The sequence below is a fragment of the Methylosinus sp. RM1 genome (assembly GCF_011378635.1).
In the GTDB taxonomy this organism is placed as follows: domain Bacteria; phylum Pseudomonadota; class Alphaproteobacteria; order Rhizobiales; family Beijerinckiaceae; genus Methylosinus; species Methylosinus sporium.
This window is the reverse complement of sequence record NZ_WOVC01000065.1, coordinates 1-10580: the sequence shown is the minus strand read 5'-3', so window position 1 is coordinate 10580 and position 10580 is coordinate 1. Positions and strand designations below refer to the sequence as shown.

Genomic DNA, 10580 nt, shown 5'->3' with positions numbered 1-10580 from the left:
TGCGTTGTCGCCCGCATTGCCCCGCCATCCCCGAAACCGATTCGTTAACAATTTGTTTCGCGAAGCGCCGCGGCAAAAATGAGTCAGAAAAAATGAGGGGATTCGTGAGATAAGCATCACTTATCGGACGCAGGCCGTCGCGCCAAATACGATACATCGAAATAAAAGCGAAGCGGCCTTCGCTTTGTCGGCGCCGCGTCGTCTCAGTGAATTTGATAGGCGGCGTCGAACTTGTAGGTCCAACCACCCGTGATCTCGAACTCGCTCAGATAGATTGTGATTGTGCGGAGCGGGTTGGGACCGGCCGGGGTGACCTCGATGCCGGACACCGAATGTCGCGGCGAGACGATCGCTGCGAGATCGATCGTCGCGTTCGGAGTCACGCGATAGCTGAGGCCGCCGCTGAGGTGATCGGTGACGACGCCCGGCGCGAGAATATTGATAGTCACGTCGCGCGGCTGAATCGGATTATTGTTGTGGGCATAGCCGATGCGGAACGTCCAGTCGGGCGTCGCCCGCCATTCCGCGCCGAATTTGACCGCGTCCACATCGCTCCAGCCGAATCCCGGCCCGTTGGACAGGCCAAATCGAAACGGCAGTTGCGACGAATTGCCGACGGAAGCGACCTGCGAATAGAAGATATGCCGCCAATCGGCGAGCAGAGTCACGTTCGGCAACAGGTCGAACGCGAGGCCGGCCGTGACGGTCGCTGGAATGTCGAATCCGCCGCCCTCCGCGAACAGGCCCGAGTATTTGTAGAACTTGGTCGTCCAGATCGGCGTCGCCGCCGCGACGCCGATGCGCAACTGGCTGGTCACGTTCCATTGCGCGCCGGCGCGGACGCCCGCGCCCACCGACCAGTTGTAGCTGTGATCCGACAAGTTGGCCTGGTCGACGGAGAAAGGCCCGAAGCCAGACAGCCCGCGCGCCTTGAATATCTGGATGGCGAGGATCGGCGCGACGCCGATCGATACATTTCCGAAGCGCTGGGCGTAACCAGCCGAAAGAAAGGCCTGGTTGAGGTCGACGCCGGCGTTCTCGCCGCAGAACACGCCGGGCTTGGGGCAGGCGAATGGGATCGGGAAAAACTGGCTCGTATAGTTCTTCGAATAGGTCGTGTTCATGCCGCCATTGCCATAGGCGGCTACGCCCCAGGCGGAGGTCGCATCGATCGGCCGGCTGTAGCCAGCGTAGGGGATAGGGAAGAGTCCACGCCCGCTTCGCACGTCACCTTGCGCCACAAAGCCGGGCCCTGTCGTGCCATAACCGCGATCCGGCGAGAAGGCGGTCAATCCGCCTGTGTATTGATGACCCAGATCGACTAGACCGGCGGGGTTGATCGACAAGGCGAGCGGATCGCGAGAGTCTGCGACGCCGGCGCCCGCCAGGGCTTTTTCCCGAGCGCCGTAGCCTTCGAGGAAGTAACCTTCCGTCGCCCAGGCGGACGGGATGCCGGTCGCCAAAATGAACGCCAGCGCGCCGGCCGCAGGGGATTGCAAAACTCTCATCGAGCCTCCGGTTTTCGAGCCTTTGGTCGTTTCGGCTCGCTTAGTTAGTATATTCTAGTGATATAGTGTACTAGTCGAATCGTCAAGTTTCCGCCACCTACCGCGGTTCGTCGCAAAGGGGACGCCTATGCAGATAGACTGGACACATTTCACGCCCTGGAGCTCGCTTGCCGGCGGGGTCGTCATCGGAATATCGGCGGCGCTACTGCTTCTGCTCGTCGGGCGAATATTGGGCGTCAGCGGGATCGTCGGCGGCCTGTTGACAAGGAGCGACGACGTCGGCTGGCGGGCGGCTCTCCTGCTCGGGCTGTTCGCGGCTCCGAGCGTGCTGAAGCAGTTCTTCCCCGTGACGCCGCCTGTCATCGACGGGCCCTGGACGCAATACGCCCTCGCCGGTCTGCTCGTCGGCTTCGGCACGAGCCGCGGCTCCGGCTGCACCAGCGGCCACGGCGTTTGTGGCCTGTCGCGGCTGTCGTCGCGATCGCTCGTCGCGACGCTGAGCTTCATGCTCGCGGGCTTCGCGACCGTTTATGTCGTCCGTCATGTGCTGGGTTGAACGATGATGACGCGCATCATTCTCTCCTTCCTCATCGGCCTCGTCTTCGGAAGCGGGCTCTATCTTTCCGGCATGACTTCGCCGAACAAGGTTCAGGGCTTTCTCGATCTATTCGGTCTTTGGGATCCCTCTCTGGCGCTCGTCATGGGAGGCGCTATCGCGGTCGGTCTCGTCGCGTTTCAGGCGGTGGGGCGGCGGACCTTGTTCGGCGGCGAACTTCGTCTGCCGAGAGCCACTGGGATCGACGCGCCGCTCGTCCTCGGCGGCCTGATTTTCGGCGTCGGATGGGGACTGTCGGGGATTTGTCCTGGGCCCGGCATCGTCGACGTCGGATTTCTCGATCCGAGCGCGCTGATTTTTATTGCGGCCATGACGGCCGGTATGGCGCTACAAAAAATCTCGGCGGGCGCAAGAGCCGCCGGCGCGCCGGTCCCGGAGGAGTAGAGCGCCTTCCCCCTATGGCTTCAGAAAGACTTCGGCGACTGGACGACCTTCGGAGGCGGCGGCTATCGGATCAACCACGGGCGCGGCAATAAGAATTTTTGGTATGCCGGCTGGGTCCTCCAACGTAAGTTCACCGACAAGCTCGCGATCGGCGCGGACGTCGGCGTTCGACGCCCCTTGCGGCCGACGCGCGTGTTCGGCACCGTGTTCCAATCCACGCCCGTGCGCGACGGGCGACCGCGGCCTCGCCGGGATCGATGAGCGTCTCCACCGCGTTCCAATCCACGCCCGTGCGCGACGGGCGACGTCGCGCCTCGATCCAGATTTTCGCCGGATCGGTGTTCCAATCCACGCCCGTGCGCGACGGGCGACCACAACTGACCAATGTCATCGGCTCGCTCGCCGCGTTCCAATCCACGCCCGTGCGCGACGGGCGACCAATATTCCAGGAACTTCTGGAAGCGCGCGTCGAGTTCCAATCCACGCCCGTGCGCGACGGGCGACGCCTTAGCGAGCGCCAACATGCGCTTTTCATTGGGTTCCAATCCACGCCCGTGCGCGACGGGCGACCCGCTCCCGCGGTCGAAGAGGAAGGTCGGAGAGAGGTTCCAATCCACGCCCGTGCGCGACGGGCGACTCGAGCAGCCGGCGGAGTAGGCCGGCAAGGACGGTTCCAATCCACGCCCGTGCGCGACGGGCGACAGGCACATGCACGATCTCGCCGGTTCGGCGATTGAGTTCCAATCCACGCCCGTGCGCGACGGGCGACGAACATGCTCGGAGCCGAGGCGACGAAGGTCTTGTTCCAATCCACGCCCGTGCGCGACGGGCGACCTCCGAATAAATGTAGAGCGAGGAGAACGGCGGCGTTCCAATCCACGCCCGTGCGCGACGGGCGACGCGCGGCATGGACGTCTTCTACATCGGCTATAACCTCGTTCCAATCCACGCCCGTGCGCGACGGGCGACCCGCCCCAGATCAGCAGAGCGTTGACCGAGTCGAGTTCCAATCCACGCCCGTGCGCGACGGGCGACTTCGTCCCCGAAGGAGGGGATGGTCTTGCGGATCGTTCCAATCCACGCCCGTGCGCGACGGGCGACATGACCGCTGTAGCCGTTCTCTCTGTTACGGAAGTTCCAATCCACGCCCGTGCGCGACGGGCGACCGCCTGTGCGCAAGGCGCTGGCGCTCGACGCTCTGGTTCCAATCCACGCCCGTGCGCGACGGGCGACGCGCGCGCCGACCTTGATTTCCTCGCCGATAACCGGTTCCAATCCACGCCCGTGCGCGACGGGCGACGCGGCGCGGTCCACTGCCGCGGGCTCATTGCGGCGTTCCAATCCACGCCCGTGCGCGACGGGCGACCGGCTCGTCCTTCGAAGCGGCTTTACCGAGCATTGTTCCAATCCACGCCCGTGCGCGACGGGCGACCTTCTCGACAAAGGCGCGGGCGGCGCGGAGGTCACGTTCCAATCCACGCCCGTGCGCGACGGGCGACGCTGGCAATGTCAATGCGTCGAAGCTGGCGAAAACGTTCCAATCCACGCCCGTGCGCGACGGGCGACTCTAGCGTTTTGATGATCGATTTCAGGACGTCATTGTTCCAATCCACGCCCGTGCGCGACGGGCGACCTCGGCTCGCGCTACGGGGCTCGTCATCCGAAGATAGTTCCAATCCACGCCCGTGCGCGACGGGCGACAAGGTCGAGACCAGCGACAAGAACACCGTCCCGGCGTTCCAATCCACGCCCGTGCGCGACGGGCGACTTGGAGAATTTGTCGCGGCAGGCGGCGAGGCTTTTCGTTCCAATCCACGCCCGTGCGCGACGGGCGACTATCGCGTCGGCTTCGAAGCGTCGCGCAATAGTCCGTTCCAATCCACGCCCGTGCGCGACGGGCGACGGTCGACCTCGCTCCATTCACCCCATTGCTTGAAGTTCCAATCCACGCCCGTGCGCGACGGGCGACGAAGGTCCCACAAGAGGCTATAGCGTTGATCGAGTTCCAATCCACGCCCGTGCGCGACGGGCGACCTCGATCACCCAAGACGGCGCGGACGCGACAGCGTTCCAATCCACGCCCGTGCGCGACGGGCGACACTCGCGCAGGCCGCGCAGCTGGCCGAGGTCCGACGTTCCAATCCACGCCCGTGCGCGACGGGCGACTTCGAGCGCTGCTTCGGCGCCGGCGCGGGTAAGGGTGTTCCAATCCACGCCCGTGCGCGACGGGCGACAAGCTCGGTTTGATCTCGCCATCCGCCCCGCGCTTGTTCCAATCCACGCCCGTGCGCGACGGGCGACACCTCTCGACGATTGAGATTGACGCTGGAGCCGGTTCCAATCCACGCCCGTGCGCGACGGGCGACCTCGAAGGTCGGCGGACTCGCCGCAGGCTTTGAGGGTTCCAATCCACGCCCGTGCGCGACGGGCGACCTTCGTTCGGCGGCTTCTTGAACGCCTCGGGCGCGTTCCAATCCACGCCCGTGCGCGACGGGCGACTGTGCGCCGGCTTCTCAATAAGGTTCTGCATCAGTTCCAATCCACGCCCGTGCGCGACGGGCGACGGACCGCATCCGCCAAGCTCGGCGGCTCGCTCGAGTTCCAATCCACGCCCGTGCGCGACGGGCGACTCTACGGCTTGGGCTGGCCTCACCTCTCAGACGGAGTTCCAATCCACGCCCGTGCGCGACGGGCGACGCTGCCGAAGCCGAGCCCCGTCGAAGCGCCACAGCGTTCCAATCCACGCCCGTGCGCGACGGGCGACGCTTCATAGACGTCCGGCTCGGCCTCGGTTTCGCGTTCCAATCCACGCCCGTGCGCGACGGGCGACATGGGCGTCGAAAACGCCAATCTCGCCGATCTCGTGTTCCAATCCACGCCCGTGCGCGACGGGCGACTCACAGCGCCGACCACCTCCCGCTGATTGATTGCGTTCCAATCCACGCCCGTGCGCGACGGGCGACAAGACGGCGCGTTGGCGCGCGCCGGGGGGACGCAATGTTCCAATCCACGCCCGTGCGCGACGGGCGACGCCGGACTGCGACCGGGCCTCGGCCTCGTCGCCGGTTCCAATCCACGCCCGTGCGCGACGGGCGACAGACCGCGACCGCCGCCGCCGAAGCCATGGGCGTGTTCCAATCCACGCCCGTGCGCGACGGGCGACGCTCGAACTGCGGACGAAGGATCGTCCCGGTCGAGTTCCAATCCACGCCCGTGCGCGACGGGCGACGGCTTGCGCTTGCCGCACGCTTGCTTGGGCGCCATGTTCCAATCCACGCCCGTGCGCGACGGGCGACAGGGGGCCGAGCAGGATCCGCCCGCCACCAGCGTGTTCCAATCCACGCCCGTGCGCGACGGGCGACGGACGGGATCACGTCATCGGTTGTGATCTTTCGTTGTTCCAATCCACGCCCGTGCGCGACGGGCGACTGGTCTATTGCGAACTCTGCGGCGGCATAGCGAAGTTCCAATCCACGCCCGTGCGCGACGGGCGACATTGCCCATACGTCGCCGCCCGCGCCTTCGTCGAGTTCCAATCCACGCCCGTGCGCGACGGGCGACCGCGATGCCGCGAAGATCGCCCACCGAAGCGCCGGTTCCAATCCACGCCCGTGCGCGACGGGCGACAACAGCCATTCGGCGAGCGCCGGCGGCGTCGCCTCGTTCCAATCCACGCCCGTGCGCGACGGGCGACAGCCCGGCGCGGGGCCGGGCTCGTGCTGTTCTGGTTCCAATCCACGCCCGTGCGCGACGGGCGACATCCCCGAGTCCATGCTGATCGAGTTCCTGGAGGCGTTCCAATCCACGCCCGTGCGCGACGGGCGACCTCATGGCGCAGTCGGACGCGCAACGTCGCATCCTGTTCCAATCCACGCCCGTGCGCGACGGGCGACTGGCGACGAGGCCGCCGACGAGCGAGCCCACGCCGTTCCAATCCACGCCCGTGCGCGACGGGCGACAATCTCGAAAAGATCAACGACGCGATCGGCGAAGTTCCAATCCACGCCCGTGCGCGACGGGCGACGCGAGCGCGAAGACGCTCGAGCGCGACGCCCGGCGTTCCAATCCACGCCCGTGCGCGACGGGCGACTATGCGCGCGATCTCGGCATGACGATCTCCGCCGCGCGTTCCAATCCACGCCCGTGCGCGACGGGCGACCGGATGCCGCATCTCTTTCGGCCCCGCCATGCTGGTTCCAATCCACGCCCGTGCGCGACGGGCGACCAGGCCGAGCCGCGCCTCGCGGCGGAATACGTTATGTTCCAATCCACGCCCGTGCGCGACGGGCGACACATCTCGGACGGACGAACGTGCCCCACTTCGATGTTCCAATCCACGCCCGTGCGCGACGGGCGACGGCGCGCAACGCGGCCCAACTTTCCGCTGTATGCGTTCCAATCCACGCCCGTGCGCGACGGGCGACCGGTAATCGTCGATCGCGAGCGCGGCGTCGAAGAGTTCCAATCCACGCCCGTGCGCGACGGGCGACGCCGGCCGTCTCATAGGGGAGGCCCCACCAGTCGTTGTTCCAATCCACGCCCGTGCGCGACGGGCGACGCCCGACAAGGCGGCGTCGCGCGAGAAAATCGACGGTTCCAATCCACGCCCGTGCGCGACGGGCGACAGCCCCGACGCAGGAACGGCCCCGTCACCCACATGTTCCAATCCACGCCCGTGCGCGACGGGCGACTCCCGCACAGCCTGGTGATATTCGATCCATCGCCAGTTCCAATCCACGCCCGTGCGCGACGGGCGACAAATATATCAGCCGTGACGGCGGCGCGCCGTCGCCCGTTCCAATCCACGCCCGTGCGCGACGGGCGACCTTTTCATGCGTTTGCGGGTCGAGAACTTCGACGGGTTCCAATCCACGCCCGTGCGCGACGGGCGACCCTCGATATTCGTGCGGCCGCAGGCGCCGGAGCCGTGTTCCAATCCACGCCCGTGCGCGACGGGCGACAGCGTCTCCAGGTCGAAGCCGCCGGCGCGCGAGAGGTTCCAATCCACGCCCGTGCGCGACGGGCGACGCGCCCGCGGCATCGAGGTTAATTGAGCGCTTGCGTTCCAATCCACGCCCGTGCGCGACGGGCGACTCGAATGTCCATATGAGCGCCGGCGCGCGGCCATGTTCCAATCCACGCCCGTGCGCGACGGGCGACTTGCCGCCATGCAGGCTTCGGCGATCAGGCGCAAGTTCCAATCCACGCCCGTGCGCGACGGGCGACATTTTCATGGCCGTCGTCCTCAGCGAGATGACCAAGTTCCAATCCACGCCCGTGCGCGACGGGCGACGCAGCTCGGCGTCGAACGCCCGGCGACTAACGACGTTCCAATCCACGCCCGTGCGCGACGGGCGACTGCGCCGGCTCGGGCCGACGCAATTTTTGAACACGTTCCAATCCACGCCCGTGCGCGACGGGCGACTCAGCGGCTTGAGGCTGCGCGAGAGATCGAGCAGGTTCCAATCCACGCCCGTGCGCGACGGGCGACGAGCGCCGCCTGCAGCACGGCGTCGAGATCGTCGTGGTTCCAATCCACGCCCGTGCGCGACGGGCGACATTCCCGAGCTCAAATCGGGCGAGCAGAAGAACCGGTTCCAATCCACGCCCGTGCGCGACGGGCGACGAGCGCGCGCTGGAAGTTGGCGCGATAGGCGGTGTTGAGTTCCAATCCACGCCCGTGCGCGACGGGCGACCCTTGCGCTCGCCGATCTTCTTGACGACGCCGTCGCGTTCCAATCCACGCCCGTGCGCGACGGGCGACTGAGCGCGGTGATATCGATGGTCGACGATATGTCGTTCCAATCCACGCCCGTGCGCGACGGGCGACGCCGCGGCGACGAAGGCCGCTGGAATTGTCCACAGTTCCAATCCACGCCCGTGCGCGACGGGCGACGGTCGCGTTTCGAGCGGACATCGATATTGTCGGCGGGTTCCAATCCACGCCCGTGCGCGACGGGCGACTTGTCGCGTCCCGTCGCTTCCGATGTTGACGACGTGTTCCAATCCACGCCCGTGCGCGACGGGCGACCGCACCGGCAGGCCATAGGGATGGTCGGGGAAGGCCGCCTGTTCCAATCCACGCCCGTGCGCGACGGGCGACATGATCCGGCGCCCTGTAGGCGATGATCTAGCTCGTTCCAATCCACGCCCGTGCGCGACGGGCGACTACCGACCCGCAACAGTGCGGGTCGGCTCCGTCGTTCCAATCCACGCCCGTGCGCGACGGGCGACCAGGATTCGACCATCCAGAAATCGCATATGTCGGGGTTCCAATCCACGCCCGTGCGCGACGGGCGACCTTAGCTCGGACGATCTCCGCCCGAGCGCGCCAGAGTTCCAATCCACGCCCGTGCGCGACGGGCGACCTTCCGCGCCATGATCTCCGCCGCTTTCGGAGAGTTCCAATCCACGCCCGTGCGCGACGGGCGACATCCTGCGGCTGCATAAGCGGGCAGTCCAGCATCTGTTCCAATCCACGCCCGTGCGCGACGGGCGACCCGGCCGGGTCTTTCTTGCCGGGGTCCGACGACGTGTTCCAATCCACGCCCGTGCGCGACGGGCGACGTGAACAGAGACGGCGCGGAGGCGGCGAAGGTCTTGTTCCAATCCACGCCCGTGCGCGACGGGCGACGTGCGCTCATCCCGAATACTGGCGCCTGGGCGCGTGTTCCAATCCACGCCCGTGCGCGACGGGCGACGCGTTCGCCGGCCTCACGGCGCGCGTGCATCGCGAGTTCCAATCCACGCCCGTGCGCGACGGGCGACGCCGTCAGCCTGAACCAGTGCGCACCATTCATCGGGTTCCAATCCACGCCCGTGCGCGACGGGCGACGCTCCGCCGTCAGAACCTCATAGCTCTGCGTAACCGTTCCAATCCACGCCCGTGCGCGACGGGCGACCGGCATGAGCGCGACCCTCACCCAGCAAATCGAGGGTTCCAATCCACGCCCGTGCGCGACGGGCGACTCGAGCTCTACGCGCAGGCTTATGACCTTCTGGTCGTTCCAATCCACGCCCGTGCGCGACGGGCGACCGCGAACCGGACGATCGCCGAGACGCATGACGGTTCCAATCCACGCCCGTGCGCGACGGGCGACGAGGCGAGACGAATCCTTTCCGATGTCCAGGCGTCGTTCCAATCCACGCCCGTGCGCGACGGGCGACCTCAGACGCCGCTACTCCAATGGCGGCAGCGATGTTCCAATCCACGCCCGTGCGCGACGGGCGACACGTCGCGCCGCCTGACGAGCTGGCCTATCTTGTTCCAATCCACGCCCGTGCGCGACGGGCGACGGTTCCGGTTCCAGAGGTCAAATCGATAGGCTGGTCGTTCCAATCCACGCCCGTGCGCGACGGGCGACACGCTCATCATGCTCGACAGCGTCGTCCTTGGCGTGTTCCAATCCACGCCCGTGCGCGACGGGCGACCCGGACTACGCTCTTGTCGTGGAGGATATCAGTGGGTTCCAATCCACGCCCGTGCGCGACGGGCGACGCAGGAACGCGGTTACTCGCTGGACAAAATGCGCGTTCCAATCCACGCCCGTGCGCGACGGGCGACTGAAGGCGAGCGCTAGGGGGGATTGATGGCAGAGTTCCAATCCACGCCCGTGCGCGACGGGCGACATTGCTTTCCGACAACGCGGCGTGAAGATCGACGTTCCAATCCACGCCCGTGCGCGACGGGCGACCCCGCCAAGATAGGACATTGATCGGATGAACAAAATCGAGATCTGCGCGCGAACCGATACGATTGAACGCTCGGACAGGAGGCGACCCTGCGAACGCAGATCGTCAGGTAGTTGATTACAAACTTTTTTCTGGCTCCGCGAACCCTCCGGCCTCTGGCCAGCCGCTAGGCGTTCGCGCTCGGAAAATCCTGCTGCTGTTTCGGCCCGACGCCGAAACCGAAATTTCCGGAAATTGCGAAGACGTTTTCCGAACTAGTGGCCCGCGTCATTGCTTTTGACGGTTAGTTCTGAATCACTGCGGCTGCGGAACAGCGCTGGAGATGATTCGTGGCCGGGAAAGAGATCGCCGTCAAGAAACACGTGGTGCGGCTGAGCGCG

General features: G+C 66.2%; 3 protein-coding genes and 1 CRISPR repeat array. Of the genes, 2 read left to right on the top strand and 1 reads right to left on the bottom strand.

Going from position 1 to position 10580, the window contains the following annotated elements; genetic code table 11:
- Positions 1–203 precede the first annotated feature (203 nt).
- Complete coding sequence (locus FMZ75_RS20330) at positions 204–1508, bottom strand: OmpP1/FadL family transporter (RefSeq protein ID WP_166145908.1); 1305 nt, start codon at positions 1506–1508, stop codon at positions 204–206.
- Positions 1509–1635: 127 nt separating this feature from the next.
- Here FMZ75_RS20330 and FMZ75_RS20325 point away from each other — a divergent pair, with 127 nt between their 5' ends.
- Both FMZ75_RS20325 and FMZ75_RS20320 read left to right on the top strand, forming a co-directional pair.
- Complete coding sequence (locus tag FMZ75_RS20325) at positions 1636–2064, top strand: YeeE/YedE family protein (RefSeq protein ID WP_166145905.1); 429 nt, start codon at positions 1636–1638, stop codon at positions 2062–2064.
- A gap of 3 nt (positions 2065–2067) precedes the next feature.
- Positions 2068–2508, top strand: coding sequence for a DUF6691 family protein (locus FMZ75_RS20320; protein WP_246729155.1), 441 nt, complete (start codon positions 2068–2070; stop codon positions 2506–2508).
- Between the two features lie 206 nt (positions 2509–2714).
- Positions 2715–10202: direct repeats of the CRISPR family, unit length 32 nt; unit sequence GTTCCAATCCACGCCCGTGCGCGACGGGCGAC.
- Between the last annotated feature and the right edge of the window lie 378 nt (positions 10203–10580).

Excerpts from the sequence above, each read along its gene's own strand:
- FMZ75_RS20330 (WP_166145908.1), bottom strand. The coding sequence starts at position 1,508 with ATGAGAGTTTTGCAATCCCCTGCGGCCGGCGCGCTGGCGTTCATTTTG.
- FMZ75_RS20325 (WP_166145905.1), top strand. The coding sequence starts at position 1,636 with ATGCAGATAGACTGGACACATTTCACGCCCTGGAGCTCGCTTGCCGGC.
- FMZ75_RS20320 (WP_246729155.1), top strand. The coding sequence starts at position 2,068 with ATGATGACGCGCATCATTCTCTCCTTCCTCATCGGCCTCGTCTTCGGA.